The organism is Lysinibacillus sp. FN11, from assembly GCF_024628845.1.
Classification (GTDB): Bacteria; Bacillota; Bacilli; order Bacillales_A; family Planococcaceae; genus Lysinibacillus; species Lysinibacillus capsici.
In genome coordinates, this window is the sequence record NZ_CP102383.1 from 2,688,935 (window position 1) to 2,714,265 (window position 25,331).

Sequence of the window (25,331 nt, forward strand, 5' to 3'; positions counted from 1 at the left end):
CTACCAAAATGGTAAAGGTTTAGGCAATAATACTTTTCACAACTTTTGAAATAACGGCACCTTCAGCCTGACCTGTCAGCAATGGTTTTGCAATTTTCATGGCCTCTCCCATGTTCATTCCTTTTCCAACACCCGCTGCCACTAATTTGTCTGCAATTTCTTCTTCTGATAATTGCTTTGGTAAAAAGGATTTCAAAAGTGTCAATTTGGCTTCCTCTTTTTCAATTAGGTCTTCTCGCCCAGCCGTTTGTGCTCCTTCTAAAGCCTGATTTGTTTGTTTGACCTCTCGATTAATAATAGCCATTTCTTCCTCAGCTGTTAAAGCCTCTCCCTTTTCTTTTTCAGCTGAATCTAATGCTGATTTTAAAAGAGATAATACACCCTTCGCTAATGTATCTTTTTCTCTCATTGCCGTTTTTAATTGTTCAAATACTTCTGTTTTTAACAATGATCTCACTCCTTCTAACCGTCTATATCAAAAAAATTATATCATAAAAATCACGAAGGATTATAGTTCGTTGCGTCTGCTAACTTTACTTTATAGTGTAATATTCCCTTTAACTCGCCTTCATAAGTAAAAATGCCTTGCTGAATTAATTGGCGTAGACGATAGTCAATCCATTCAACCTCTCTCAATTCTTCCATATGCCCCAGTACCTCTCCAATTAACCTAGCGGCAACTTGGTAATGAGTTTCCTCTTGTTCTTCCTGTAAACGTTTAGCACAGGCAATGATCAAGTCATCCTCTCTATCCTCATTATTATTGCCCCAAAGTTCATGATATTTCCATGTATGTATGCAATCGTAATCATCCATTAACAGATTTAGCCCTTCTTTGCATAGGGAGTGCCTCAATGCTTCTTTTAATGGCCTTCCTTGGAAGTGTTCATAAAAGTAAAGTAAATCCTCTGTGCTGACCTCTCCAGTCGATCTTGGATAATGATCCTCTGCTAACTGTGGTAAAGTATATAACTCATGAAATAACTGAAAAGTATCTAATACATAGATAGCATTTGTTTTCTGTTCGAGCATCGCCAAAACGAGTCGAAGTCCTATTTGCTCATGAGCATTTTGACAAGTCCAAATCATTATATCCTGATGAGGGGGGACATTTTTAATTTTCTCTATTGCTTCCTTCATCTCCCGCTCACATATAATCAATCCATCTTCTTCTATTGTATAGCGCTGTTCCAACCATTGATAACGTGCTTCAATCCCGTCCCATGTATGTACATTTTTCAAAGGACCAACAGAAAAATTACCTGGCACAACAATGATCTCCTCGGACTTAGCATAGTCAGGATTACGAAAGGCTGCTTTCATGTTCCCCCCAGGTGAATGACCGAATACAATATGCACCGTTTGTACCTTTGAAGGATCCCGCTCCACAGCCTGCTGTAATAAAAACTGTAACATGCTGTCTCTTGACTGTTCATTTATTAAAGTTAAAAGAAGCATCGACTTCGCATCAGCTTCACTCAATCGTTGTATTGACTGTTTTAGTTGGTTGATCTTCTCCATCATCTGTACTCCTTTATTTAAAAACACCTAACCTTATCATACCTTTTTATTACCTCAAATTGCTAATTTAGTTAGTTTTATAAAATGATAGGTTATTACTATTGCTAGTGAATTCTTTAATCTGGGCGGAGGTTCACTTACTTTGAGCGGGTTTCTTACTCTTTGGAGCGGGGGCTCACTTCTTTTGAGCGGCTTTCTCACTATTTGGAGCAGGCCAATGTATGAACTATTTTCTTCAGAGCTAAAACACTCATTTTCCTATAAAAAAACATACTACCCGTAGTAGCCCAACTACGATGGTAGTATGTTACTTAATCAACATTCGTTAAAAATATCTTTCCTTTTTTAGTTCCCTCAACAGCATAAATTGCCTTATGGATATCCAATAATGGAAAATGAGCATGTACATTCATCATTTTTAAGGAGCCATCCTGTACAAGGTGTATAAGTTGTTGCATCGTTTGTTGCCATTTTTCAATGGACGTCTGACGTTGCCAATGGCGTAAATGAAACATCCTCGCCTGTACCTTTGCTTCCTTCACAATGTATGTCCAATTTACCTGAATACCCGATAAAAGACCAATAGCTAAAAATATACCCTCGGGCTTTACGCAGAAGGCAAGCTGATTGCCTGCCTCTCCACCAATCGAATCAATTGCTGCATCTGCTCCCTTACCATTTGTTAATGCCATAATCGTTTCGTAAAGTGGCATTTGAGAGGTATCAATGACAAAAGCTGCCCCAAGTTGCAGTAATTCTTCAGTATGCTGATTACTTCGTGTCACAGCAATAAGTTGATAGCCTAGCAATTTCGCAAGTTGAGCATAGAGATGTCCAATGGCAGAGCCACAAGCATTTACTAATAAGACATCGTTTGATTGTAAATTAAGTACCTCTGAGCATGTTACGAAGGCTGTAATTGGATTAATATACATTTGTGCTGCTGTAAAATCATCCATAGTGTCAGGAATAGTCACTGCAAAATCTGCTTGCGTTTTCACTACTTCCTGCCAAGTTCCCTCTCCCCGTAACGGTAATACGCGCTGACCAATAATCTTCGGTGAAACAAGCGGTCCTACATCTTCTATTATTCCTACTCCCTCATAGCCAGGTATAGTTGGTAAAGTGATTCTATGAGCATATTTCCCCCATATTGGGATTAAATCTGAGGGATTAATCGGTCTGGCTAACATGCGAACTAGAATTTCTTGACCTTGAGGAGGCTCGATTGTTTTATTCTCTAGCCTTATTACCTCTTGCGGATTTCCAAATTCATAAATTTTTAGGCATTTTGCTTTCAACGATTCTAGCTCCTTTATTCATTCCGTATAAAACAACATCATACCAGGAGCATCTATTTCACGTTCTTTAAATCCAAGCTTCTGATAGAAAGGTTGTTTACCTTTAGCACAAAATAATTGAACCCATTTTATATTTTCTTTCTGACATTGCTCTAAAAGAGCATCCATCACCATTGTGCCAACACCTTTTCGTTGATAATCAGGGTGCACCATCACATCACAGATAAATGTTTGATAGATACCATCAGAGATAATACGTCCATAACCAATTAGATTTTCTTCATCATATATAGATGTACTGAACCAGCTATTACAAATAGCCTTGTATAATTGTTCATACGTATACAGCCCTTTTGCATTCCAACCAGTTGTTTGGTGCAATGCTTTATACGAGTCTATCGTCGGATTTGTTTCTTTGATTATATACATATAACACCCTCCTTATTTTGAATAAATATACAAAATAACATATATTTAATCAACGATAAGTTTATGATGTCAAAGTTGCAGAAGCGTTAATTGACCTTCTTCATCCATATTTAATTGTAAAGCTTCATCTATTTCAATACTAATCGGGCTGATTACTGCTTTCTTATCAGAAAAATACCAAAGACGTCCACTCGGTCCTAAAAGGATATTGGCTCCGTCTTCATAGTTCCCTAGAAAATTAAGGCTATCTAGTTGAATTTCCTTGTTAGCTATAGGATTAATAGCATACTCCTTTAACTTTTCAGCAATAGTTTGAATGTCATCTGACGTTAAATTGATTTCTCCAATATGTAACACTTGCTCTACAGAAAAATTAACCTCAGCATGTTTTGGATTTATTTCCTGTCTTGCAATAAGCTCCACTATATTGCCTTCAGGATCGTAGAAATAGCATGCATATGCTTTTAAAAATTCAAAATAGACTTCATCCTGCCCCTCTGAATCCAGCAAGCCTACATGCTCATTTGCCCAAATCTTTGCCTGTTGAAATAAGTTACTAGGAATATTTAATGCAAAATGATACTGCTTTGGCATTTTAGAAGGCACCTTCTCAAATGTCATCCTGCTTTCCCCCACGACTATTGTAAAATAATCAGCTGTTCTTTCTAACAAAGTAAAGCCTAACAGTTCAACATAAAACTGCTCTATTTTTTGCATATCATGGACATATAATTTTACCTTCGTAATCTTCATCTTTAAACACCCCTTTACACCCCCTACTATACAAGCAGCTGATAAGAATGGCTTCATGCAAAAGAATGAAGTTTACTTTCGTGCAGTTAAGGCAGGTCTCGGTCTCCCCTGCTATTTGGCTGCGATATCACGAGAAATTCTACATCTTCTTGTGAATCGTTTCGCATTTGATGTGGTACATTTGGAGGTACTTCAATTCCCTCATGTTGCTTTAACTCAATTCTTTGGTCATTCATTTCGATTGTAGCGGTGCCTGAAAGAACAAAGAAAAACTGCTGTGCATGATGGTGATAATGATTTACCTCAGCTGTTTGAGCAGGCATCCTCTCATGTATCACACTAAGCTCCCTATTTTGTACAAGATGCCAGCCATCACACTGTGCTCCCCATTGATAGTGTTGTGCTAATGCTTTGTTAATTTTCATTATTACACTTCCTTTCCTGCTTTAGAGGAGGGATATCCATCATTCTTGTTAATTTCCCTCATTCAATAAATTCAGCTAAGCTAATTTTCCTTTTTTGAAAATCTGCACGGATATCCTGTAACTCGGCTTCTAACTTTAAGGCACCTGCTTCAACTCCCCTATAAATTACTAGCGGAGGCTGTTCTAAAGCCTTTCTCGCTTGTGAATAATCATAAGATAATAATTTTTTTAGCAACAATAATGTCTTTAGTTTATCTTCTCCTTCCCCAGTAATAGTTAATTCAATGTACGCTATAGAACTTTCTTCAGGCAACATTTCTTCTAAACCAGGTGGAATCAGTACACTTTCAAGGAACAAAATTAAATTGTCATAAGCCATTGAAAAATGCCAACTGCCTGTCCCATGAGGAGCGGTAAAAACAGCTGTATCACCTCTTGATAGATCCAGACAATAGGGATCGCCTTCATCTGTTGCGATGACTAAATAATCATGTGGCCAATCCACAATCACCTCTTCTGTCACCGGATTATAATTATAGCCCTCCTGCCCTCGTTTTAAATCTCTTGCGCTATAGATCATTAGATTAATATAATCACCTGTAGCCCATGTGACCCTTTCAACAACATAATGTCTCAAAAAATAAACATACTCTGCTGGCAATGACCACCCACCATCCACAAATTGGCTAATATCCTCTTCTGATTGATGAGAAAAAACCATGGGATAGGCTGACTCCCGCTCCTGAATCTCATCGATAAAATCACGCATTTGCTCTAATACTGCATCGAGTTTCTTTTCTATATCTTTCAATGGAATTCTCTCCTTTTAATGACCAAGTGTCTTTCTTGCATTTTAACATACCCCATTATTAACCAAATAAGGGGAACATGTTATAATCATTAAAATAGACTGATAGTAGGCATAACGTGAACAAAAATAACGGATGGGAGCGATCTGTCATGCAACATATGAATGAACAGACAATACAGCAAGCCAACACGGAATTTTTGAAAGCACTTCGCTATTTAGATTATGGTAAGGTAACACAAGGGGAAGCATGTCTCAAACAAGCCACTCATTTAGCAAATCTGCTGAATGACCATATCACATTTATTCGTGCTGCCATTTGTTATGGAGAGTTGCTATGGCACGCTGAAAAATATGATGCCTCCGATCATTGGTTACAGCTGGCACTTGATCGATGGACTGTAGTACAGCAGGATATAAATGACTTACTAGATGTGGATGTGCAACGAGCTCGATCCCTACTAAACCACCGACGACATCCATTATAAGGAGCAAGCAATCTTGAAATTACTTATTAGACGTCCAGAACAATCGGACATCCAGACGTTACACGAATTCTTTGATCTTGTCATTCGGGATACTTATAAAAAAGAAGGAATTGCAGAGCTAGTGGACGATCAACAGCATGAATGGGAAACGAAAAAACAGTACGTAGCAATGGACTTAGAGAGCCAGGGCGAAAAAAGATTTTTCTGGTTAGCTTTGAATGAAGAAACCAATGAAATAATAGGCACTATCGAATGTGGTCAAGCCAACGAAATCATCCAACAAACGATCAAAGAGAATCTATTCAATTGTCTAGAAATCGGTACCGTTTTTGTTCATCCTGACTATCAAAATCGTGGGATTGGCACCGTGCTACTGCAAAAAATGCTCCTGACGTTAGAAAATCGAAGGGTTCCTAGTTTTTGTTTAGATAGTGGATATAAACAAGCGCAAATGGTCTGGCAGAAGAAATTTGGACAGCCTGATATTGTCCTTGAAAACTATTGGGGAACAAATAATCACCATATGATATGGAAGCGAACACTACCATTCCGATTATAGAAGGAAAAAATGCTCTATCAGATAACACAAAATCTCTATGTAAATAACAAATCATTAGTCAATAACATGCTTTATGCATACAATATAAAACACTTTCCAAAAGATTTACAGGGTCGTTATTAGGAAATATACTCAAGCTTCGTGGTTTAGGGTATGACAAATTACAATGAATACTCAGTGTGACTTCCAGCTTTCATGCGTTACCATCTGATGAAAATCATCCTAATAAAAATTTATGGGACTCTTGATTAAGTGGGATAAAACGCTAAAAAAGACTTTGGGTCAGTATGATGATTGGTAAGCAATAAAGAGATTATAAATGCTAATACTTATTATGTTTGGAGGGGAATGAAATGTTAAAATTCATTGATGATTTAGCTGGTGCGGTTTTCGATGTTTTTATGTTGTTTTGTTATTTCTTTGCAGGCGTAATAATTGTAGGAGTCCCCATTTTTTTACTAGCTAAGTTTTTCCTATTGTTTCATTAAATTTCAAACAGGTTGGTCCCACTTTGAAAGGAATCACTATAAACAGTGATTCCTTTTACGATTAACGAATCGCTCCATAATAGGCAAAATATTTTTTGCTTGTTCTCTGGTACTTATGGGCGAGACAATGCTATTATTTAATAAATTTATCATAGAAACGTTTGAGCATCGTTGCCATCTGTTGTCTTGTGAGTGTATCTGTAGGGTTCATACACTTGCCATCTCCTCGTATAACTCCTCTTCAATGGCCCATTCCCAATCTTCTTTATGTGTTGGTGATACCACAGCATTTGATTTTAATTCTGCTTTCCCAACTAACAACTCTTTCATTTCAGTAAGTTCCTGTTTTAGTTGCTTATTTTCTTTCTTTAATTCTTCATACTGAGACAATGATATTTCCTTCTTATTCGTATCTGTGAACCAGGATAAAGACTTAGATCCATTTAATTGGTTTAAATCTACAGTTCCTTTAATCCCTGCTACAATCCCTTTATCTGTGTACTGCCATAAGTCACAAGCAAAGTTTGGCTTTAGTCCAGGTGAACTAGAGCCACTATAGCGAGGAATCCACAAGAAATCATAATTTTTAACGGTATCCATCAGATAAGGTTTGAAAAAATGATGGCCTGTATATAGTCCGACTTTTACAGCCTTACTTTTTAAATAATCAATAAACACCTGTGTGCCTTGTACGATATTTTGGACACTAGCACCAAAGCTTTCTTCGATATCTACAACATAAAATAGTGGATTATAGTTTTTTGCTCTGTTATAGAAATCTTTTGCTTGTTCCAATGCCTCAGTACCATTTTTAAAAGTAACATAAATATAAACGCCAAAAGGTACCTTGTACTTAATACAAGCTTCTATATTTTGAATGTATTTACGGTCAATTGTGCTTGTACCATATTGAGTGCGGATTATAGCCAAATCAACATCTTTATAAGCTTCAGACCAATCAATATCTCCTTGATGATGTGAAATGTCTATGATATAACTCATTCAATTGTCCCCTCCCTAAAAAATAGTAAATAAATTGTGGATAGAAGCGAACCCATTGCTTCAAGCATTATTTAGAATCATTCATTAAAATAATAGTTATGTAGATTATTCTAGTCCTTATAGGTTCTTTATTTAGTGGTCAGATAATTGTTAAATAATAAAGAGGGAGTACTTTTCACAGAGTGTTCGTTAGTCGAATTAGCTAAAAAATTAGCGACTTTATGTCATACTTTATGTCATATATTTACTTTGTAATTAAGTGCTAATTCATCCCCAGGTAACCCTCTTATTCCCCAATTATGTTTAGGCGTTTCAAAAATTGTAATTTCAACATCTTGAGGTGAAATATTTAATTGGTTATTTATGCGTTCAAATAGTAGCTTTACTAATTGTTTTTTAGCTTGAATCGTTCTACCTTCAAACATACTAATTTCTATTATTGTATAGGATTCAGTTCTTTCACTTGCAAAATAAAAATCTTCTTTGTCCATAGGAAAAAAGCGATGAAATTTCTTATCTAGTGGATATTCAAGTGCGTCCACCATACAAGAATGGATAATATTCGATAATGTTTTCTTAATGGGATTTAACCTTCCCTTAACACCATAAATTTTAATTTGTCCCAACGACCTCTCACCTTTCTTGACTTACTAATCTAAACTCAAATACCAAATACTGTTCTATAACGATATTATAAAATTCTTCAACATGACCATCAAGCTAATTCCTATGATTGGTTTCATTTAAACAATCACCCAATCTATTCATGAAACAAATGTGAACTATTTAAACCAACAATCCCAAAGTAATAACTCTACTTAACTGTGACTATAATAACTGCAATACGCTGCAAGCTCAGGTAGAAACAGTTATCCAAATAGTACAAATTCTGTTGTTCCAATCAGATAAAGAAATAGATATAAAATATATTATTGTACAAATTAACGTTTGAAGTAGTGGGTGCCTATTTACTTTAAAGCTCATGAAAAGAAAGAGAGTGAGAGAAACTCAGGACATACTGTTGCTTCGTTAGTTTCTACACCTTTACATTTATATAATTGAAAAGGAAGAAACTCGAATTACCAAAAACCAGCTACTCCATTTTAAATGAGCACCTGGTCTTTATTATTCAATTTCAAAAATGACCCAAACTTTATATCTACCTTCAATACTACTTTCTGTATAAACCCTACACTCTTTTATAGAAGCTAATCTAAAAGCAAGCGAATAGGCTATTTTGTAATCTGGAGTATCATAGCCGTTATAAATTCTTCCATATATTTCATTTGCAATTGAATCTGCCCAGGTGTCAGCTTCATATAGAGTATCGAAAAGTATTTCTTCTCTGTTCCATTTAATAGTCATGTCATAAACTCCTACATAGTAATAGAAATAATCTAGATGAATGTATTGTCATAGATTTTAATTCAATATTTTATTTTTTTCAAAAAATGAAGAGATTGCAATTACAAAGGGATATTAATATAAAATTATATGAAAGTACTATAAAATTATTTCTAATATTGAGAAAAGGTGGGAGTAATATGAATTCAATATACAAATCATTAATTTTAGCGATGGTAGTAGGGTTATACGTATATATAGCCAGTAAAAGTGAAAATAGTGTGCTTCTAAATTTTGTCACACTTTATATTATAATTTCAACAGTTTATTTATTATTTAGAAAAATTGAAAAAGAGTAGGGAAAGATAACTTAATTATAAGTAGGAGATTCGAGACCTTTGAAAAGAATCACAGTAAACTATTTAAAAAGAAAGCAAGTGATAGTAGCCAAAACAAAAATGCCCTAGTACACAATAAAATCAAGTAACTGGGCATTATTATTACTAATTACTACGTTGTGTATCATTTTTTACGCCATAATTTTCTTCAATAGTTGCAAGAAAATCAGTCACTTTTAAAAATTACTTCCCCTGTTTCCTCTATCCTAATAAGTATAGGTTTATTTTCACCTGTTCCAATTTCAATATATTGACAATTAAACACATCTCTAACTAGTGCTACATGATATTCTTCATAACTACCATCGTCAAGTTCTAACCCGTTATCAGAGTCGTAGAAAGTGTCGATTTCACAAATACTAGTCTCTCCATCTTTCCACATAATTTCTAATCTCGGCTTTGATATCCCATACTCCAGCAGCTTTAAAACTGCATTATCATAAATCATTTTCCCACTTCCCCTTTTCTTAAGGTGCAGATGGAACAATATGAGCGTCTGCTTTACTATTATGTATTATACCATTTTGAGTAGTTAAATAATGGTTGGTTTTGGAATCAAAGTAATCACCAAATTTTCTTCCGAAGTTCCTCTTTATTTACATTTATCATATTACCTTTTCCAGCATAATTTTCAATAAGCTCGCAGAAATGCTCATTATATTTTTTCTTTATGTCCTAATATGTCATGTTTATTTTCTGAACACGGTGGCATGAAGGTGGAAGAAAACATTGAAGACCACCCATAACAGAGTGGTCTTAATTGGCAAATTTCTAAACATCATTTCCATGAATAATTCAGGATTTTTATCAAATTCTTTTATTAATTTATGACTTCTTTAAAGCCTATTCGATGTATGATAAGACGATAGCCAGCGTATCCTTCTTCGTCTAGAAACTCCTCAAATTCTCCGTAGACAATTATAGGTGTATTGTTTTTATAAGCGTTCTGCATGTTTCTAATAATTTTTTCTTTCACGTCAGGGTTAGCACTCTGAAAGTGACAATTTATAAGCTCGGAGTATTTACTTAGATAAAAAGATAGAGTGCCATCACTATGTTTTTCGAGTCCATCTGGAGGATTACCGGCTGTCCACAATAAAGTTTTACGCATTGCATAGTAAGCTTTCTCCATTCCTAGTTCTGTAAGCATTACATTTATATATGTATCTTGATCCTCAAAAGTAGAGTCCAGCTCTAACGTATCAAGACGTATTTCTCCTACGTTGTCATAATTTTCAAAACTAGAATCTTCTCCGTCTAAAATGTCCGACTCTTTAAGTTCTACTACAGTTGATTGATTTTCTCCGATAGCAGTATACTCAGGTGGTGGTGTCATATAATCTGAGCCGCCTCGTTCCTCTATTCTTTCTTTCGCTGCCTCCAGGCTGTCCTCACTGAACATAGACTCTACCAGTTCTTGCGTATGAATTTCCTTTTCAACTTCGCCCATAGACTGTTCTTCTGTCTCTGAACTACATCCTGCAATAATTACAAATAAAAGTGCGACAATTGTTATAATAACGCTTCGTATTTTCATATTACATACTCCTCCCTCTAGTTCAATTTTGTTAGAACCCTTTTAATAATACCTCAAATAAAGTTTATTTGGATAACTATTTCCATTTATTATAAAAGCTCAACCTCCAAACTAGGTCAATATTTACTAATTATAAAAAGGGATTTAACGTTTTTTATATAGTGTTTCTTTTCTATAAAATGCATTAATATTAGACTACTCCTCAGCCTTGCTATAAGTATGATAAGGGAAAGTTTAGGATCCCTCAGGTGCTGCACCCCAAAAATTAGAGTTTAAAAATCTAATCTTTGGGGTGTTTTCATATGGCAAAATATAGCGATGAATTTAAAATAATTGATGTTATAGAATATTTAAAAGGTACTTTAGGCTATAAATTATTAGCCATTAAATTTGGTATTCCTGTCGTTTTGTTACGCCGAACGACTCAAAAACAACTCGTAATGGAGATGACAGACGGTATTGCTAAATTTATAAATCTGTCTCAACTAAACCAGCATTGTATCTAGTATGAGAAAATACCATTGGCTGGATCATAACTTTTTTCAACAACTTTGTTTTATAAACGTTAAAGCTACAGGTAATAGTTTTAAGCAATAGCTAGTTTTATTCCATCTATCTACTTTCGTTTTCAAATACTCCGTCCATCACACCTAAATGAATACAAAAAAACCACTCATTACGGAGTGGTCTTCTTACGAATTATTAAGCTCTCGTTTGCCATCCATGTACCACAAAATCAATACTACACCATAGAAAATGTAAGATTTTCACTTTCTTTCATTGGAGTTTAACAACACTTCTTTCTTTATGTATGGCTCTCTGAAAAACAAAAATAACGGTAATGCCAGCGATAAACCAACTGTAAACAAAGTTAATAGACATATCCACTTTTCTTTAATGTTATACTTTCTTGACTCATTAAACATAAAGATTATAAAAACAAAGCATGAAATAAAAAAGTCAACAGCAAAGAAGGTCGATATCGAGTTTGCAAATAATAAATCTATTAATAACCCTAAATCAAATCCGTTTTCGTTCAAGAATTGCCACAAAAAATAATACGGAAATACTGTGCCGATAATCGCAAATAACAAGTACACTTTTCTCATTTAAATTAATCTTCCCCTCTCTATGATTTTAAACATACCTCATAAAAAATTAATTTAAATACATATTTCCTTTAACCAGTTATAGAAATGTGCAGGACGCTCAATAGGAGGAGGTTTTTCTATAGATGATTGAATAGGCTTAACTTTTAAAGCCTCTACAGTCTTGTTAAATGCTCCTACGAATACTGCTATAAATGTACTAGTAATCGTTAATGTCGTAATATCACGGATGATATTAATTAAAAGTCCTTAGCATTCACGAAGACACGTACATCGTTCATTTTTATAGCTAAGATACATTTGTGAAGTTGGTCTTTCAATTCATCAACTGATGGCAATGAGTGCATGAAATCGAACTGCATCATTTGGTACTCGTTCATGTACTCCTTTTTCTTTTCAGCTTGCTAAGCTAATTTACTGCCAAGAATCATAATATTATATGCTTTTTACCTTAAAAGAACTAGATGGTTGGTTTTCAGATTGTGGAGGGCAAACCGCATCATTACTAGCTTCTTCGACTGTCTCTCGTTGGGACATAAGGATAATGCAATAAATACTAGCCCCTTTCATTAAAGAAAGCCAAAAAGAAACAAATTGAAAATCGGTTGAAGTATGGCGAATTCTATCTTAAGATCCAAATCTCGATTTTGTTTGTAAAAAGAAAACGGAGAACATTACACCCCTGCTGTTATAAAGTATCAAACAAGAGATCTAACCAAAAAACTAGGCATCGATTTCAATTATTATTCTTTACATCATACTCATGCAACGATGTTAATTGAAAGTGGACAGCCCATAAAAACTGCTCAAAAAAGATTAGGACACAGCCGATCAGCCATTACTGAAGACCGCTATGTCCATTTAACACAGAAGATGGCAAGAGATGCTACCGATATTTTTGATGCCATCGCTAAGGATTTATAAATTACTGGCACAATTTCAATGCGGTGGCAAATCGGGGCAATCTCCATCCAACTGATACAAAACTATTTGCTTAAACCCCTATAAACCCTGTTATATCAATATTATTTCGAATCATCCATCTTCAGCACAGCCATGAATGCCTCCTATAGAAATGCTGTATTCAGGCGTATCTTTTTAGATTTCTATATAACCGACAATCCTATGATATATAAGGAGTTGTCGGTTGTTTTTTTATTTAATTTTATCTAGTTGTATATTCATTTTATCTCTATTTATTTTCTACCACTGGTGGGGATATGATGGGGAAAATTTAAGACCACCAATCACGGAGTGGTCTTTTTATGGATTATTTAACTAAGCACTCCATTAACATTATAACGAATATTGGGTTCCCTTATTTAATCAATACATCTGTCAATAAAATATTAACTTTTTTCACTTTGATTTGTTTGCCATAAATCATAAATAATAATCAATGCACCAATTGAAAATAATATAATACTTAATGTATAAGGAACCCATCCAATTATTTCATTTAGAACTGTCACAAGTTTACCAGGCGGGTCACCCCAACCCGTTAAATTAGGAATGAATAAAGCAATCGCCAGATGCATTAAACCGAATAAAAAAATACCTGAAATAAATAAAACATAACCAAATTTCTGTAAATTCTTTTTCATCTTATTCCTCCCCTTGATATTACTTATTTCAATAAGTATTCAAATTTATAAAAAAACCTTCTTGTATTAACCTGACCGTTAATTTAATAATACCTCAAAGTACTTTCATCTGGATAACTATTTCTATTTACCACTCCAGCCAATTATCTAACGATGGTTCACCATGCACCAATGATTGTGGAAGGCTATCACGCTCATTCAGCCAGTTATAGAAAGGCACTGGACGTTCTTTATATGGAGTTTCTTCTATAGATGATGAATTAGTCACCTTCTTAATAGAACGCTCTACAGCCTTATTAAACGCTCCTACAAATACGGCTCTTAAGGTGCTTGTAACTGTTAAAATACCTTCTTTAATATCCATAGCAATTTTAAATAGCACGTTCTTAGCTTTTATAAATTCATCCACAGAATTTACTTGTGAAGCTAATACAACCTTGTGCAATTCGTCTTTTAAGTTATCTGCTAATGGCAAGCTATTCATGAAATCAAATAGCATAACCTGGTACTCGTTCATGTATTCCTTATGAGCTTCTTTTTCAGTGTGAGCATTATTATATATTTCTTGTAAAGTGCTTGTTTTAAAAGATAAATGATTAAAAGATTTAGATGATTGGTTTTCTGTAAAAGTCTCGGAAACCGCGTCATTATTGATGGCCTGTGCTGTATCTCGTTGGGACACGCTCGATGGGACATAAGGTAAAATGCGATAAATACTAGCCCCTTTGATGCCGTTTAATTTAGTACTCGGTACTTTTTCGATGATGCCTAACTCTGCTAATTTCTTCATTGATCGATAAACTGTCTTTGTGCTGATCTCCAATGAAGCAGCAATAGTCGAAGCTTTTAAATGGCATACTCCAGGATACTCTAAGCTGTGTGATGCAAGTTTGAATATGATTGCTCTTTCCGATTCTGTTAAGTCGTAATAGTGAACCGCTATGTGGTCCTCCACACTCTTATCCATATCTGCTACTGAATCGAATGTTATGTATTGTGCTAGGTATTCGAATGCCATTTGTTTTTCACCTCATTTCTAAGAAAAGATTATTAAATATCATTATTTATTGATTTGAGTATAAATTATTAAATTTAATAATTCAAGTATTTAATAAAAATTATTTATTAAATTTATGGATTTGTGTATAATGAGATTTAAGAAGAATATAATTAAAGAGGTGAAATCATGGAACTAAAAGTAAAACTAAAAGAAGTGTTAATTGAACGAGGAATGTCCCAAGTGGAATTAGCAGAAAAAACAGGATTAACACGTACAGTGATCAGTGAACTTGCAACTAACAGAAGAACTTCGATTAATCGTGAACACATCACCAAAGTTCTACAAGCACTTGAAATTACAGATATGAATGAAATGTTTGAGATTAAGTAACAGATAACTAAATAAGGTTGTCTGTTTTTTTATATGTACTTTCACCACGGAATTTCCTAAAATGGAAATATAGAGGGAGGATTACATACAATGAAAAAATTAATTTTTAGTGCTGCATTAGTATTGAGTTTAGGATTAGCTGGTTGTGGAGATAGCTCTACAAGTGAAAAACCTAAAGATAATAATTCAGACACTCAGCAAGAACAGAAGGTATTAGCTAAAACAACTGAAGATGTAATTAAGTATTTCAAGGACGATAATTTAGAATTAGGTGAAGTATCTGATTTACCAAATGATGAATTTGGTAATATTCGTAAGGAAGGAAAAAGACTTTTAATTCCTTCGCTTGGAGCAGATGCAGGAGGCAGACTATTCTTATTTGATAGTGAAGAAGACTTACAAAAAGCTAAAAGTTACTATGATGAATTAGGTAACTCTGGTCCGATGTTTTATTCCCACACACACCAAAGTGGATTGTTCTTAATTCAAATGAACGGTGATATGGAGGATAATGAATTTGCTAAATATGCTGCTTCTCTAGAAAAAGCTGTAACTGGTTCTACTAGTATAGAAATATCAGAAGAAAGTAAAGCAAATAAAACTGAAAACCTAACAGATGCACAAGTCGGTGATGTAGTAAAAGATGATTTTGCAGGAACCTATACCATTTCTGATTTTTATACTGCACCAACAGATAAATACAAAAGCGCTGATGTAGAGTTCTCTATTGATCAAATCAAAACAGCTAGATTGGTTGCTGATAATCCTGATTTAATAGAAACTGCTGCTGAAACAAACGTTTTAATCTTATCCATGACTGGAGAAAATCTATCTGATGATACAGTTAGTTTCCATCCTGATACAGCAACTATGATTACTGATACTAAACGACAAATTAGGGCTAACGTTATGATTTCTCCTTTTGAATCGGAATTTATGGGAAAAGTAATACAAAAAGGTGAAGTAATATTTGACCTTGGTGAAGAAGGTTTAGAAGGTGTTAATGAATTAAAATTTGTATTTGAACCGACATCAAAAGATTCAATGAAGATTGGTGAGGATATTACTGTTGTTGTACCAATTAGTAAAAAATAGGTCACTCAAACGAGTGGCTTTTTTTATGAAAATTTTTAGCATAACAGGAAAATAAATCAACAATATCTATTTACTCAAGTATGTAGATATGCTATAATAAGAGTATAGAAAGGAGGTAATAAAAATGGAGCTTGAAAGAGTAGTAGCAATAACAGCATTCGTCAACTTAGCAATTGCAATCGTTAACTTTCAAACAGCAAAGTTAAACAACAAGAAAGCAAAAGCACTTGATGAAAAAGAAAAAGACACCACTTCAAAGAAGTAGCGTCCAACAAAGTTTAAAAATGAAGGTAAGGCTGACCCCCTTAGCCTTCACAATAAATATAAATGATTTCTAAATGTTATACAATCAAAATGAAAAGAAGAGGTGATTTTCATGATGACTATTACTTTAATTCTTACAGTTGCAGCATTAATAATAATTGGCGCAACAGTTCTTACAATGAGAAAAAAATAAAAAACTAGGTGGTCTCATCCAATGTCAAAAAACTACTCTTTCAACAGTAAAGAAGAATTCATTAAATTAGTTCAATCAGAAATCCTAACATCATCAGAAGTATTGGAGGAATTGCAAATTTCTAGGCAATCATTAAATTCACTTGTAAAACGAGGAAAGCTAACTCCTATCAAAGAGTTACCACGGGATCGAATGTTTTTACGTGAAGATGTGGAAGCAAGAAAAGAAGCAGCGAAAGAATTACATGCTAAATACAGACCGTATGATGAATAAAAAAAGCCCAGGTACTCACGTTTGAATGAGCGCCTGGGCTTTCATGGTTTAATTTATAAACAAAATTTTTTCACATTAAATCTCCAAATTAGGCATTGTTATCCTTACAGCTAATTCTACTATTGGTTTTGAGAATGTACTTGGAATCATGGGACTTGGTAAATCTCCATCATGATTGGCAAGTCCAAAAGATGCTTCTCCTATATGAATCCAATCTATATCATCCGTACCCTCTATAAAACCTATAAAATGATAATCTGCACTATAAGTATCATATCCATCCTTATTGGGGATTGCTCTCCAAACTTCGGCTTCTTTTGTAGGATCTACTCCAAATTGTTTAAAGAAATTTAAAATTTCTGGACTAGTGAGCTGAATTTGTTTCGCGAAAAGTTGACAATCTTCACAACCACAATGAGCTTTTTCAGAAACCTTCGGAAGTGTTTTGTATAATTCTAAAGTTTTCTCTTTATCTACTTTTACAACATAATCATTTATCTTAATTTCTTCCATAATAACTCCTCTTATTTAGATTATTATTGTGGAATTAACCAAATCACATTACCTGCATCTTTATTTGAATGATCAGGAAAAGCATTGAAACTTAATAATTTTCCATCCTCTATATAGAAACGGATTTCTAATTTTTTATCTCCTTTTCCGTAATACGTTTTGATCGAGTTCCAACCATCTTTTACTACATTATCTTGATCTGATCTACGTATATCTTCTACAATATATTTTACAAGTTTGTCCATATCACCATAATCTTTGAACCGATTACCAGCATTTATATGTTTACTAACATCTACTTCTAATTTCCCGTTTCTTACATCCTTTATTTTATTACCTTTACTAGTTACTTTAACTACGTAATTAACGCCACTTCTCACTACTGAAAACGCAAGTCTAAAAAGATTGAATTGCTCTACAGAAGGATGATCATTTGAATATTGGTTTTCCAGAATTTTATTATTAAATATTGCTAAAGACTCTTCATCTGAAAGAGGGTCTTCAAAATCTCCTATTCCAAGTAAGAAATTATTAGTTAATTCATCAAAATCAGTTTCTTCGTGATTTAAAGAATCATTAGTTGGTAATTCCTGAATTTCACTAGCATTTGCAAGTGCTGGTGACATTACACTAAATACTAACATAAAGCTTAACATAAAGATAAAACCTTTAAATAGGTTATTTTTCATAATTAATTTACCTCCAAATCTTTGTTTAAACCTACTATAGTAAATTAAGTTCCCTCGAGTTATTAATATCCTATCATTGGAAACTTCCCAAATCTATTATTGAAGAACGCCATTTTTTGGCGCAGAATTTACATTAAATTTACAATAACCGCCACATCCCCCCATCAATAACGCCATTTTTTGGCGGTTCTCGATTAATTTTGCTATACTAAAGTTACATTTCCAACGTTTTGTAAACATATTATTTGACCTTAATTACATTGTAGTTACTATTCATTTTGTAATCATAAATTAACAATTTGTACTTAAATATCTGTTGACAGTAAATTGACTTTCAGATATTCCAAATATAAAAAGCCCATTACCAATTTAGGTAAAAGGCATTTGATTACACACTACGTTGTGCAATGATAATTTCTAATCCTTTTAAATCGCAATTTGTTAATGTACCAGCGTCAAACTTTTCAAGGTGTGATTTATCAATAAGCTTTTTGTCTACTGCTTGCTTTAGGTAGTCACGTACTGCAGCTTTAAGTGTTTCGTTAGTAAATTGCATTTTATCATCATCCTTTGCAATTGGTTTCGTTGTATTGCCTTCCACAATTAATTGCACTTGGTATTTGCTATTGGTTGGAACAATTACTTGTCCTTCAATTTTGTATCCCTTCGGCATAATCCAAGTTGGTTTAACTTCAAAATGAGGCCGATCAATATTCGCTGTCCAATCTCCGCCCCATGTAATACCAAGCTTTCGTGCGATAGCACCGACTCGACTTAGTGTTGTTAGATCATATAAAGACTGTGGAGGGCAAACAGCAATATCCCATGCTAATCGTGACTTGTGATTGCTATCTAATGTCCAAGTAACTATCTGCCCTGGTCGAGTTCTGCATTGTGCATATAAGTAATTCTGTCGTTCCTGTGAGCGATATGTTTCAGTGATAAAGATGTTCTTAATCCCTGCTTTAAAACACTCTTGGAATAACAAACGACAGGCAGTTTGTGCAGCTGGCAATAGTTCAGATATATCACGACATGTTGTAGTAATGCTCGTCATTTTAAATCACCCTTTGGCTCATCATATTTAAGCGCCTGCTCGCTGTCTGAAGCACCTTTTGTAGTTGGGTCGATGATAATACCAAGCAAACCTAAAATGCTTAAAACAGTCTCTGAAATGGCTGTAATTTGAGCATTGTAAATCGTAATATCGACATTAAAAATGCCTGCTATTTGATTAGCAAGCACTAGTAGTAATGCGATTAATGACACCCAAAATTGTTTATGTTGTAGACGTACTTTCCAGTTGATTTTCATATTAAATCATTCCTCCTTTTATAATAAAGGTCAACAATGCTCCCACTAGTCCACCAATAACTAATCTTAAAATCCAAGTTGTGTTGTCTTTAATTCCACCTATATCCTCGCGAATTTCTTTAATATTTGATTCAGCAACAGCTGAAGGAGCCCATACAAAAGCAGAAGCAGAGGCAATTTTAAGAAGAAAGATTTTAGAATATGAAAATGCAGGAACTGTTTTTAAACCCCAAGAAATTACTTTACATGATTATTTAGATTTTTGGATGAAGGAATATGTAGATCTCAAATTAGAACCAAATACGTACTATAACTATGAATCAACTATTAGAAACCATATTGCACCACACTTAGGAAAGTATAAAGTTAAATCACTAACTCCTCACGTGTTGCAGCAATTCATTAATTTGAAAACACGTGAAGGTTATGCTCGGCAAACATTAAGTATAATCATAGGTATTAAGCAAAGCTTTGAATCATGCAGTATACACCTACAAATACATTAAAGAAAATCCAATGCATTATGTAGAATTAATGAAGGATAAGAAACGAAAACCAACTCGCGAGGAATTAAAGATACAAACGAAGGAAAATCTAAGACTTATTAATAGCATTTTAGATGAAGAACACCCTTTTTATTTACCATTTCATATTGGGTTACATTGTGGGTTACGTGTAGGAGAAGTTTGTGGACTTGAATGGAAGCACATAAATTTTGAAGAAATGACATTGGAGGTTGAACAATAATTAGTTGGTATTAAAGATGAAAATGGGAAAGCACAATGGCAACCTAGACCTCCAAAATCAAAGGCTGGTTATAGAACAATTCCATTTGGTAATACGCTCGCAGAAATGCTCAAACGTATTAAAAAAGCACAAATAGAAAATCGTTTAAAATACGGTGAGTTTTATCAAAAGGATCCTGAACATGATTATGTATGTAAAAAAGAAAATGGCGAACATTGTACGCAAAGTGTAATTAAATATAATACTAGAAAAATAAGCGAAAAGTTAAATCTTAGTTTTAACTATCATTCCTTACGCCACACACATGCAACAACTTTAATCGAAAATGGTACACCTGTTAAAACAGTACAAAAAGATTAGGACATAGTCGAGCTGCCGTAACAGAAGATCGCTATGTCCACCTCACTGAGAAAATGGCTAGAGATGCCGCTAACATCTTTGACTCATTTGCTCAAGATATATAAGAAAAGAATTTCTAACTTATTTTTTTATGGTGGGGAATTGGTGGGGAACCCCACCAAATTGATATAAAATCAATTATTAAAAACCCCTATAAACGCTGTTATATCAATGTTACTTCGAATCATCCATCTTCAGCACAGCCATGAATGCCTCTTGAGGGACTTCGACTGAGCCTACTTGTTTCATACGTTTTTTACCTTCTTTTTGTTTATCAAGAAGTTTTCGTTTACGAGAAATATCTCCCCCGTAACATTTCGCTAATACGTTTTTACGGATGGCTTTAATTGTTGAACGCGCCACGATTTTTTGTCCAACTGCTGCTTGAATTGGGACTTCAAATTGTTGGCGTGGGATTAATTCTTTTAATTTTTCTACGATGATTTTGCCTCGATCGTAGGCAAAGTCACGGTGTACGATAAAGCTTAGTGCATCGACTTGCTCACCATTTAATAAAATATCCATTTTCACTAATTTCGATGGCTGGTAACCAATAAGTTCATAGTCGAATGATGCATAGCCCTTTGTATTTGATTTTAAATAGTCAAAGAAATCATAGACAATTTCTGATAATGGCATTTCATAAATAATACTTACACGGGATGTATCAATATAATCCATCGTCATGAAATTACCACGCTTCATTTGACAAAGTTCCATAACCGCACCCACATAATCATTTGGTACCATGATTGTTGCTTTCACATATGGTTCCTCCACACGATCGATTTTTTGTGGGTCTGGCATAAAGGATGGATTATCGACTTTAAGCTCAGTACCATCTGTCATATGAACATTGTAAATTACGGAAGGTGCTGTTGTAATTAAGTCGATATTAAATTCACGCTCAATACGCTCCTGAATAATTTCCATATGTAGTAATCCTAAGAATCCACAGCGGAAACCAAAACCAAGTGCTTGCGATGTCTCTGGCTCATATTGTAGAGCAGAATCATTTAGCTCTAGCTTTTCTAACGCTTCACGTAAATCGTTGTATTTGGCTGTATCAATTGGATACAAACCACAGTAGACCATTGGGTTCAAACGGCGATAACCAGCTAATGGCTCAGCTGCAGGACGATTCGCATAGGTTACAGTATCCCCTACACGTGTGTCTCCTACATTTTTGATAGATGCGGTTAAATAACCTACATCACCCACTGTTAATTCAGCCTGTGGCACAACTTTTGGTGTATGTACCCCAACTTCAATAACTTCGAATTCCGCACCTGTTGCCATCATGCGAATTTTATCGCCAGGCTTGACAGTACCATTGATGACACGAATCGAAATGATAACACCTTTATAAGCATCGTAAACAGAGTCAAAAATTAAAGCTTGTAGTGGTGCATCTGGATCACCAGTTGGCGCTGGTACCTTCTCTACGATTTGCTCTAAAATATCCTCGATACCAATTCCTGCTTTTGCAGAAGCTAATACTGCTTCAGAGGCATCTAATCCAATAACGTCTTCTACTTCTTGACGTACACGTTCAGGGTCAGCTGCAGGTAAATCAATTTTATTGATTACAGGTAAAATTTCTAAGTCATTGTCAAGTGCTAAGTAAACATTTGCTAGTGTTTGTGCTTCAATCCCTTGTGCTGCGTCCACAACTAATATGGCACCCTCACAAGCAGCTAAACTACGTGATACTTCATATGTGAAATCGACGTGTCCTGGTGTGTCGATTAAATGGAATGTATACACTTCGCCGTCTTTTGCTTCGTACTTTAATTGAACTGCATTTAACTTAATTGTAATGCCTCGCTCACGCTCTAAATCCATTGAGTCGAGGAGCTGTGCCTTCATCTCACGGGAAGTTAAAGATTTTGTTTGCTCTAAAATACGGTCAGCAAGCGTTGATTTCCCATGGTCAATATGTGCAATAATAGAGAAATTTCGTATATTCTCTTGTCGTTTTAAACGTGCTTCTCGGTTCATCTTTTCCACTCCTAATTAAACTATAATGAATTATACTATGAACGTTACGCAAAGTACAACAGCAACTAGACTTGAAAGCCTATAATATCAATACTTTCAGTGTTTCACATCGTTTTTAAATTTTACAATATTAAGTATATAAATGCAGACAAATCAGCTATAGTAGTGCTCGATGTGTAGCAGTTGAAATAAAAATGTGTCTACTCGACATGAGGAGAGATTCGATGGATAAATCTTCCCTTGATCAAACGAGAAAAGCCCGCTATCTACTAAAGATATCAACATCCATATTACTAAAAAGCGTGGACAAAACCCCATTTTTATCAACCTAAACCATGATCGTAAAAGAAAGAATGAACAACGCACCATCTTCCACACAATAGAACAAGTCAAATGTCAAGCTTACCATACAGGAGCAACAACTAATAGAAAACATATAGGTAGATCAAATAGTTCCCTTTCTAAGATATAGAAAAAGTCAGCTACGCAGAAAAAACTGTGTATACTGACTTTATTATTTTATTTGTTTAAGGATTGTTGAATGAGCTTTGTTAAAACTTCTACCCCTTTTTTCTCTAAATGTACACCGTCTGGGGCAAAGTATTCAGGGTGATTGATTGCTGCTGCATGCCAGTCAATTAGTGTTATTCGCTCATGTTCCTGTGCTTTTTGCAGTAAAGCTTCATTCACCTTTGCTTCCCATGAACGCGGCACACGTGTATTCACTAAATAAATATCGGCATTTGAAAAAGCTCCAAGGAGTGCATCCATTTGGTCAGTCGTAAAATAACCATTTGTCCCCAATTGTAGAATGACTGCATGATGAGGTTGATTAAAACTTGCATAGTTTGGTGCAAGTCTTACAGCTTGTGAAACTTGACGACCTATTTTTCCATCGATTGTAATAGTCGGATACATATTATGTAAGCTCGGTGCAATATCAATCATTAGGGAATCGCCAATGGCTAGTATACCACGATAAAACTCATCCTTTTCAGGCTCAATAATGGTGTTATTTTCTTCTTGCTTAGGCGTTTCTAACTCCTGCACATCCTCCACTCCCTCACCCTTGCTTTGAGAAGGCTTGTCGGTTGAGGCTTCGGCTTGTTTGTCCTGCTTGTCATCGCCATTAATTTTTATCGTTGTTGGCAGCGTTTTAGATGGGTTTTGCTGACTTTCACCCACTACACCTGTCATGCCTGTGAAAAATACAAGCAGGAAAAGTGGAACCATAACCGTTGATATTTTTCGTGGAAAAGTAAGGCTTCCCCATTTATTTTTATTACAAATCAGATATTTTTGACAATAGACTCGGAAACCTTCTTTCCGGATGGGCATCTCAATGAAGCGATAGGATAACTCTGCAATCATCAGGATTAGTAAAAGCTGCAGGAAGATTCGCCAATAGAAGGGATTACCAATTTCATGAATGGGTGTCCCTAAAACCATGACAGGATAATGCCATAGATAAATTCCGTAGGAACGAGAGCCTATCCAACATAATGGCTTCCATGCTAATATTTTTCCTAGTATGCTGACTGGATGAGAAATACATGCAATCAAAACGGCAGCATTCAAGCAAAATAAAAACATACCTCCTCTATAAAGAAAGGATTGATATTCATCCACATACACTATGCTTACTAAAAAAATAGTAAGTGCAATGAAACTCATAGTATTTAGTTTCTTCACATGGTTCGATGATAATTTTTGAGAAGAAAGTCTTTTCATTGGCCAAACAAGGGCTAGCCAACAGCCTATTAATAATTCAAAACAACGTGTGTCCGTTCCATAATAGACACGACTAGGATCAGCGCCAGGCTGATAGAGTAAGGCCATTACGAATGCTGAACAAAGGGCACAACAAAAGACGATATTTGCTAGTTTATTTTGTTTTTTAACAACAAAAAGTCCAATCATTAAGAGCAATGGCCAAATCAAGTAAAATTGTTCTTCAATGGCTAATGACCATAGGTTTTTTAAAGGTGATGGAGAACCGAAACTATCAAAATAAGAGAGTTTATGAAAAATGAACCACCAATTACTTGAATAAAAAATGGAGGACAGTGCATCCCCGCGCAAAGTATGGAGAAGCTCTTTATGAAAGAGCATTGCCCAAACAAATGATGTAACAATCATAACGTAGGCCGCTGGTAGTAGCCTTCTAAATCGTCCCACCCAAAATTTCTTTAGGCTGACTGTTAATTGATTGCCCTTTAAAGGTAAGATGGTAGAGGTGATTAAATAGCCCGATAACACAAAGAAGATATCTACTCCTAAAAAGCCACCTCTAGCCCAACTAAAGTTAAAATGATAAGCAATAACTGCTAACACAGCCAATGCTCGAATCCCGTCTAGTCCAGGAATATAACGATGATTTAATGACTTGCCTGACATACTATTCCTTCCTTCAATAATCTCTCAATTTCGTTTCGGTATAATGTTTTGGTATTTTCTAGCTGTACAATGAGAAGTCGCTGTCACAACCTCTAATAACCGCCCACGGCTGATAAATGATAGTTACATCCAAATGCTACAAGGAGTAACGCTTTTTGAAGGTATTCCCTTCTGCATCAAGATAAAACCTGTTGTCACGTAATAGAACCTTTTGATTGATAACCATCCCCTCTCTATTATTTTTGCTTATTCACTTATATGTTTGACGATTGAAATACGATAAAAGTTTG

The 25,331-nt window shown here is 34.8% G+C and carries 35 protein-coding genes; 12 read left to right on the top strand and 23 right to left on the bottom strand.

Going from position 1 to position 25,331, the window contains the following annotated elements; translation table 11 throughout:
* Positions 1 to 19: 19 nt before the first annotated feature.
* The 7 genes from NP781_RS14360 to NP781_RS14390 all read right to left on the bottom strand — a co-directional run bounded on the left by NP781_RS14360 (position 20) and on the right by NP781_RS14390 (position 5,240).
* Positions 20 to 448 carry a GatB/YqeY domain-containing protein gene (locus tag NP781_RS14360; protein WP_202341256.1) on the bottom strand — a complete coding sequence of 143 codons (429 nt, stop codon included), beginning with the start codon at positions 446 to 448 and terminating at the stop codon, positions 20 to 22.
* 50 nt (positions 449 to 498) lie between these two features.
* Complete coding sequence (locus tag NP781_RS14365) at positions 499 to 1,521, bottom strand: DUF1835 domain-containing protein (RefSeq protein WP_257520210.1); 1,023 nt, start codon at positions 1,519 to 1,521, stop codon at positions 499 to 501.
* 311 nt (positions 1,522 to 1,832) lie between these two features.
* A complete protein-coding gene (locus NP781_RS14370) occupies positions 1,833 to 2,822 on the bottom strand; it encodes a zinc-dependent alcohol dehydrogenase family protein (RefSeq protein WP_257520211.1) in 990 nt (329 codons plus the stop codon).
* 18 nt (positions 2,823 to 2,840) lie between these two features.
* Entirely contained in the window at positions 2,841 to 3,251 is a 411-nt protein-coding gene (locus NP781_RS14375; protein WP_257520212.1) for a GNAT family N-acetyltransferase, read from the bottom strand.
* A gap of 69 nt (positions 3,252 to 3,320) precedes the next feature.
* A complete protein-coding gene (locus NP781_RS14380; protein ID WP_257520213.1) occupies positions 3,321 to 4,004 on the bottom strand; it encodes a VOC family protein in 684 nt (227 codons plus the stop codon).
* Positions 4,005 to 4,090: 86 nt separating this feature from the next.
* Positions 4,091 to 4,429, bottom strand: coding sequence for a cupin domain-containing protein (locus NP781_RS14385; RefSeq protein ID WP_257520214.1), 339 nt, complete (start codon positions 4,427 to 4,429; stop codon positions 4,091 to 4,093).
* Between the two features lie 58 nt (positions 4,430 to 4,487).
* On the bottom strand, positions 4,488 to 5,240 hold the full coding sequence (locus tag NP781_RS14390) for an SMI1/KNR4 family protein (RefSeq protein WP_257520215.1): 753 nt from the start codon (positions 5,238 to 5,240) through the stop codon (positions 4,488 to 4,490).
* Positions 5,241 to 5,356: 116 nt separating this feature from the next.
* Here NP781_RS14390 and NP781_RS14395 point away from each other — a divergent pair, with 116 nt between their 5' ends.
* The 3 genes from NP781_RS14395 to NP781_RS14405 all read left to right on the top strand — a co-directional run bounded on the left by NP781_RS14395 (position 5,357) and on the right by NP781_RS14405 (position 6,772).
* Positions 5,357 to 5,725, top strand: a complete 369-nt coding sequence (locus NP781_RS14395) for a hypothetical protein (RefSeq protein ID WP_257520216.1) — start codon at positions 5,357 to 5,359, stop codon at positions 5,723 to 5,725.
* 13 nt (positions 5,726 to 5,738) lie between these two features.
* Entirely contained in the window at positions 5,739 to 6,284 is a 546-nt protein-coding gene (locus NP781_RS14400) for a GNAT family N-acetyltransferase (protein ID WP_255600686.1), read from the top strand.
* Positions 6,285 to 6,637: 353 nt separating this feature from the next.
* On the top strand, positions 6,638 to 6,772 hold the full coding sequence (locus NP781_RS14405; RefSeq protein ID WP_004226973.1) for a hypothetical protein: 135 nt from the start codon (positions 6,638 to 6,640) through the stop codon (positions 6,770 to 6,772).
* Positions 6,773 to 6,979: 207 nt separating this feature from the next.
* On the opposite strand, the gene NP781_RS14410 is transcribed toward NP781_RS14405, so the two are convergent.
* The 6 genes from NP781_RS14410 to NP781_RS14430 all read right to left on the bottom strand — a co-directional run bounded on the left by NP781_RS14410 (position 6,980) and on the right by NP781_RS14430 (position 11,053).
* A complete protein-coding gene (locus NP781_RS14410; RefSeq protein ID WP_257520217.1) occupies positions 6,980 to 7,774 on the bottom strand; it encodes a GH25 family lysozyme in 795 nt (264 codons plus the stop codon).
* A 236-nt stretch (positions 7,775 to 8,010) separates the two neighbouring features.
* The gene (locus NP781_RS14415) at positions 8,011 to 8,400 is read right to left on the bottom strand and encodes a tautomerase family protein (RefSeq protein ID WP_257520218.1); all 390 of its coding nucleotides are present in this window, start codon (positions 8,398 to 8,400) and stop codon (positions 8,011 to 8,013) included.
* Between the two features lie 499 nt (positions 8,401 to 8,899).
* Positions 8,900 to 9,139 (bottom strand): hypothetical protein, encoded by a 240-nt coding sequence (locus tag NP781_RS14420; protein ID WP_257520219.1) that lies wholly within the window; start codon positions 9,137 to 9,139, stop codon positions 8,900 to 8,902.
* A gap of 543 nt (positions 9,140 to 9,682) precedes the next feature.
* Positions 9,683 to 9,964, bottom strand: coding sequence for a hypothetical protein (locus tag NP781_RS14425; RefSeq protein ID WP_202341260.1), 282 nt, complete (start codon positions 9,962 to 9,964; stop codon positions 9,683 to 9,685).
* 19 nt (positions 9,965 to 9,983) lie between these two features.
* Entirely contained in the window at positions 9,984 to 10,112 is a 129-nt protein-coding gene (locus NP781_RS25670; RefSeq protein WP_081456915.1) for a polymorphic toxin type 50 domain-containing protein, read from the bottom strand.
* 224 nt (positions 10,113 to 10,336) lie between these two features.
* On the bottom strand, positions 10,337 to 11,053 hold the full coding sequence (locus tag NP781_RS14430) for a hypothetical protein (RefSeq protein WP_221680040.1): 717 nt from the start codon (positions 11,051 to 11,053) through the stop codon (positions 10,337 to 10,339).
* A 302-nt stretch (positions 11,054 to 11,355) separates the two neighbouring features.
* On the opposite strand from NP781_RS14430, the gene NP781_RS14435 reads away from it, so the two are divergent.
* The gene (locus tag NP781_RS14435) at positions 11,356 to 11,559 is read left to right on the top strand and encodes a hypothetical protein (RefSeq protein WP_257520220.1); all 204 of its coding nucleotides are present in this window, start codon (positions 11,356 to 11,358) and stop codon (positions 11,557 to 11,559) included.
* A gap of 261 nt (positions 11,560 to 11,820) precedes the next feature.
* Here NP781_RS14435 and NP781_RS14440 read toward each other — a convergent pair whose 3' ends face one another.
* Positions 11,821 to 12,162 (bottom strand): DUF2834 domain-containing protein, encoded by a 342-nt coding sequence (locus NP781_RS14440; protein WP_009373792.1) that lies wholly within the window; start codon positions 12,160 to 12,162, stop codon positions 11,821 to 11,823.
* A 729-nt stretch (positions 12,163 to 12,891) separates the two neighbouring features.
* On the opposite strand from NP781_RS14440, the gene NP781_RS25675 reads away from it, so the two are divergent.
* The gene (locus tag NP781_RS25675; RefSeq protein WP_373880556.1) at positions 12,892 to 13,086 is read left to right on the top strand and encodes a tyrosine-type recombinase/integrase; all 195 of its coding nucleotides are present in this window, start codon (positions 12,892 to 12,894) and stop codon (positions 13,084 to 13,086) included.
* Between the two features lie 425 nt (positions 13,087 to 13,511).
* Here the strand turns inward: NP781_RS25675 and NP781_RS14445 are convergent, their stop codons facing one another.
* Positions 13,512 to 13,766 (bottom strand): hypothetical protein, encoded by a 255-nt coding sequence (locus NP781_RS14445; protein ID WP_257520221.1) that lies wholly within the window; start codon positions 13,764 to 13,766, stop codon positions 13,512 to 13,514.
* 127 nt (positions 13,767 to 13,893) lie between these two features.
* On the bottom strand, positions 13,894 to 14,784 hold the full coding sequence (locus tag NP781_RS14450) for a helix-turn-helix domain-containing protein (protein ID WP_221680029.1): 891 nt from the start codon (positions 14,782 to 14,784) through the stop codon (positions 13,894 to 13,896).
* A gap of 168 nt (positions 14,785 to 14,952) precedes the next feature.
* Between NP781_RS14450 and NP781_RS14455 the strand changes: the two genes are divergently transcribed.
* The 4 genes from NP781_RS14455 to NP781_RS14470 all read left to right on the top strand — a co-directional run bounded on the left by NP781_RS14455 (position 14,953) and on the right by NP781_RS14470 (position 16,981).
* Positions 14,953 to 15,156: a helix-turn-helix domain-containing protein gene (locus NP781_RS14455; protein WP_221680027.1), complete on the top strand. Its 204-nt coding sequence runs from the start codon at positions 14,953 to 14,955 to the stop codon at positions 15,154 to 15,156.
* A 90-nt stretch (positions 15,157 to 15,246) separates the two neighbouring features.
* Entirely contained in the window at positions 15,247 to 16,251 is a 1,005-nt protein-coding gene (locus NP781_RS25680; protein WP_221680025.1) for a hypothetical protein, read from the top strand.
* 124 nt (positions 16,252 to 16,375) lie between these two features.
* Positions 16,376 to 16,516 (top strand): hypothetical protein, encoded by a 141-nt coding sequence (locus NP781_RS14465; RefSeq protein WP_221679201.1) that lies wholly within the window; start codon positions 16,376 to 16,378, stop codon positions 16,514 to 16,516.
* Between the two features lie 213 nt (positions 16,517 to 16,729).
* Positions 16,730 to 16,981 (top strand): helix-turn-helix transcriptional regulator, encoded by a 252-nt coding sequence (locus tag NP781_RS14470; protein ID WP_112118147.1) that lies wholly within the window; start codon positions 16,730 to 16,732, stop codon positions 16,979 to 16,981.
* 75 nt (positions 16,982 to 17,056) lie between these two features.
* On the opposite strand, the gene NP781_RS14475 is transcribed toward NP781_RS14470, so the two are convergent.
* From NP781_RS14475 to NP781_RS14495, 5 genes are all read right to left on the bottom strand, one after another.
* On the bottom strand, positions 17,057 to 17,494 hold the full coding sequence (locus NP781_RS14475; RefSeq protein WP_221680023.1) for a hypothetical protein: 438 nt from the start codon (positions 17,492 to 17,494) through the stop codon (positions 17,057 to 17,059).
* A 23-nt stretch (positions 17,495 to 17,517) separates the two neighbouring features.
* On the bottom strand, positions 17,518 to 18,183 hold the full coding sequence (locus NP781_RS14480; RefSeq protein WP_255600678.1) for a hypothetical protein: 666 nt from the start codon (positions 18,181 to 18,183) through the stop codon (positions 17,518 to 17,520).
* A 388-nt stretch (positions 18,184 to 18,571) separates the two neighbouring features.
* Positions 18,572 to 19,240: a M15 family metallopeptidase gene (locus NP781_RS14485; RefSeq protein WP_221680021.1), complete on the bottom strand. Its 669-nt coding sequence runs from the start codon at positions 19,238 to 19,240 to the stop codon at positions 18,572 to 18,574.
* On the bottom strand, positions 19,237 to 19,497 hold the full coding sequence (locus tag NP781_RS14490; RefSeq protein WP_004226918.1) for a phage holin: 261 nt from the start codon (positions 19,495 to 19,497) through the stop codon (positions 19,237 to 19,239). The genes NP781_RS14485 and NP781_RS14490 overlap by 4 nt, the downstream gene beginning before the upstream one ends.
* A gap of 1 nt (position 19,498) precedes the next feature.
* Positions 19,499 to 19,675 (bottom strand): hemolysin XhlA family protein, encoded by a 177-nt coding sequence (locus NP781_RS14495; protein WP_257522540.1) that lies wholly within the window; start codon positions 19,673 to 19,675, stop codon positions 19,499 to 19,501.
* On the opposite strand from NP781_RS14495, the gene NP781_RS14500 reads away from it, so the two are divergent.
* The 3 genes from NP781_RS14500 to NP781_RS14510 all read left to right on the top strand — a co-directional run bounded on the left by NP781_RS14500 (position 19,590) and on the right by NP781_RS14510 (position 20,604).
* The gene (locus tag NP781_RS14500; RefSeq protein WP_257522541.1) at positions 19,590 to 20,003 is read left to right on the top strand and encodes an N-terminal phage integrase SAM-like domain-containing protein; all 414 of its coding nucleotides are present in this window, start codon (positions 19,590 to 19,592) and stop codon (positions 20,001 to 20,003) included. The two genes, NP781_RS14495 and NP781_RS14500, sit on opposite strands and share 86 nt — an antisense overlap.
* A 10-nt stretch (positions 20,004 to 20,013) precedes the next feature.
* Entirely contained in the window at positions 20,014 to 20,244 is a 231-nt protein-coding gene (locus tag NP781_RS14505) for a site-specific integrase (RefSeq protein WP_221680019.1), read from the top strand.
* Positions 20,245 to 20,349: 105 nt separating this feature from the next.
* On the top strand, positions 20,350 to 20,604 hold the full coding sequence (locus NP781_RS14510) for a site-specific integrase (RefSeq protein ID WP_257520222.1): 255 nt from the start codon (positions 20,350 to 20,352) through the stop codon (positions 20,602 to 20,604).
* A 213-nt stretch (positions 20,605 to 20,817) separates the two neighbouring features.
* Here the strand turns inward: NP781_RS14510 and lepA are convergent, their stop codons facing one another.
* A complete protein-coding gene (gene lepA / locus NP781_RS14515) occupies positions 20,818 to 22,644 on the bottom strand; it encodes a translation elongation factor 4 (RefSeq protein WP_004226914.1) in 1,827 nt (608 codons plus the stop codon).
* A 519-nt stretch (positions 22,645 to 23,163) separates the two neighbouring features.
* Positions 23,164 to 25,041: an acyltransferase family protein gene (locus tag NP781_RS14520; protein WP_257520223.1), complete on the bottom strand. Its 1,878-nt coding sequence runs from the start codon at positions 25,039 to 25,041 to the stop codon at positions 23,164 to 23,166.
* Positions 25,042 to 25,331 lie beyond the last annotated feature (290 nt).

Excerpts from the sequence above, each read along its gene's own strand:
- NP781_RS14470 (WP_112118147.1), top strand. The coding sequence starts at position 16,730 with ATGTCAAAAAACTACTCTTTCAACAGTAAAGAAGAATTCATTAAATTA.
- NP781_RS14425 (WP_202341260.1), bottom strand. The coding sequence starts at position 9,964 with ATGATTTATGATAATGCAGTTTTAAAGCTGCTGGAGTATGGGATATCA.
- NP781_RS14520 (WP_257520223.1), bottom strand. The coding sequence starts at position 25,041 with ATGTCAGGCAAGTCATTAAATCATCGTTATATTCCTGGACTAGACGGG.
- NP781_RS14375 (WP_257520212.1), bottom strand. The coding sequence starts at position 3,251 with ATGTATATAATCAAAGAAACAAATCCGACGATAGACTCGTATAAAGCA.
- NP781_RS14440 (WP_009373792.1), bottom strand. The coding sequence starts at position 12,162 with ATGAGAAAAGTGTACTTGTTATTTGCGATTATCGGCACAGTATTTCCG.
- NP781_RS25680 (WP_221680025.1), top strand. The coding sequence starts at position 15,247 with ATGAAAAAATTAATTTTTAGTGCTGCATTAGTATTGAGTTTAGGATTA.
- NP781_RS14420 (WP_257520219.1), bottom strand. The coding sequence starts at position 9,139 with ATGACTATTAAATGGAACAGAGAAGAAATACTTTTCGATACTCTATAT.
- NP781_RS14380 (WP_257520213.1), bottom strand. The coding sequence starts at position 4,004 with ATGAAGATTACGAAGGTAAAATTATATGTCCATGATATGCAAAAAATA.
- NP781_RS14430 (WP_221680040.1), bottom strand. The coding sequence starts at position 11,053 with ATGAAAATACGAAGCGTTATTATAACAATTGTCGCACTTTTATTTGTA.
- NP781_RS14435 (WP_257520220.1), top strand. The coding sequence starts at position 11,356 with ATGGCAAAATATAGCGATGAATTTAAAATAATTGATGTTATAGAATAT.
- NP781_RS14405 (WP_004226973.1), top strand. The coding sequence starts at position 6,638 with ATGTTAAAATTCATTGATGATTTAGCTGGTGCGGTTTTCGATGTTTTT.
- NP781_RS14480 (WP_255600678.1), bottom strand. The coding sequence starts at position 18,183 with ATGAAAAATAACCTATTTAAAGGTTTTATCTTTATGTTAAGCTTTATG.
- NP781_RS14490 (WP_004226918.1), bottom strand. The coding sequence starts at position 19,497 with ATGAAAATCAACTGGAAAGTACGTCTACAACATAAACAATTTTGGGTG.
- NP781_RS14450 (WP_221680029.1), bottom strand. The coding sequence starts at position 14,784 with ATGGCATTCGAATACCTAGCACAATACATAACATTCGATTCAGTAGCA.
- NP781_RS14510 (WP_257520222.1), top strand. The coding sequence starts at position 20,350 with ATGCTCAAACGTATTAAAAAAGCACAAATAGAAAATCGTTTAAAATAC.
- NP781_RS14475 (WP_221680023.1), bottom strand. The coding sequence starts at position 17,494 with ATGGAAGAAATTAAGATAAATGATTATGTTGTAAAAGTAGATAAAGAG.
- NP781_RS14505 (WP_221680019.1), top strand. The coding sequence starts at position 20,014 with ATGCATTATGTAGAATTAATGAAGGATAAGAAACGAAAACCAACTCGC.
- NP781_RS14445 (WP_257520221.1), bottom strand. The coding sequence starts at position 13,766 with ATGAAAAAGAATTTACAGAAATTTGGTTATGTTTTATTTATTTCAGGT.
- lepA (WP_004226914.1), bottom strand. The coding sequence starts at position 22,644 with ATGAACCGAGAAGCACGTTTAAAACGACAAGAGAATATACGAAATTTC.
- NP781_RS14410 (WP_257520217.1), bottom strand. The coding sequence starts at position 7,774 with ATGAGTTATATCATAGACATTTCACATCATCAAGGAGATATTGATTGG.
- NP781_RS14485 (WP_221680021.1), bottom strand. The coding sequence starts at position 19,240 with ATGACGAGCATTACTACAACATGTCGTGATATATCTGAACTATTGCCA.
- NP781_RS14365 (WP_257520210.1), bottom strand. The coding sequence starts at position 1,521 with ATGGAGAAGATCAACCAACTAAAACAGTCAATACAACGATTGAGTGAA.
- NP781_RS14465 (WP_221679201.1), top strand. The coding sequence starts at position 16,376 with ATGGAGCTTGAAAGAGTAGTAGCAATAACAGCATTCGTCAACTTAGCA.
- NP781_RS14385 (WP_257520214.1), bottom strand. The coding sequence starts at position 4,429 with ATGAAAATTAACAAAGCATTAGCACAACACTATCAATGGGGAGCACAG.
- NP781_RS14455 (WP_221680027.1), top strand. The coding sequence starts at position 14,953 with ATGGAACTAAAAGTAAAACTAAAAGAAGTGTTAATTGAACGAGGAATG.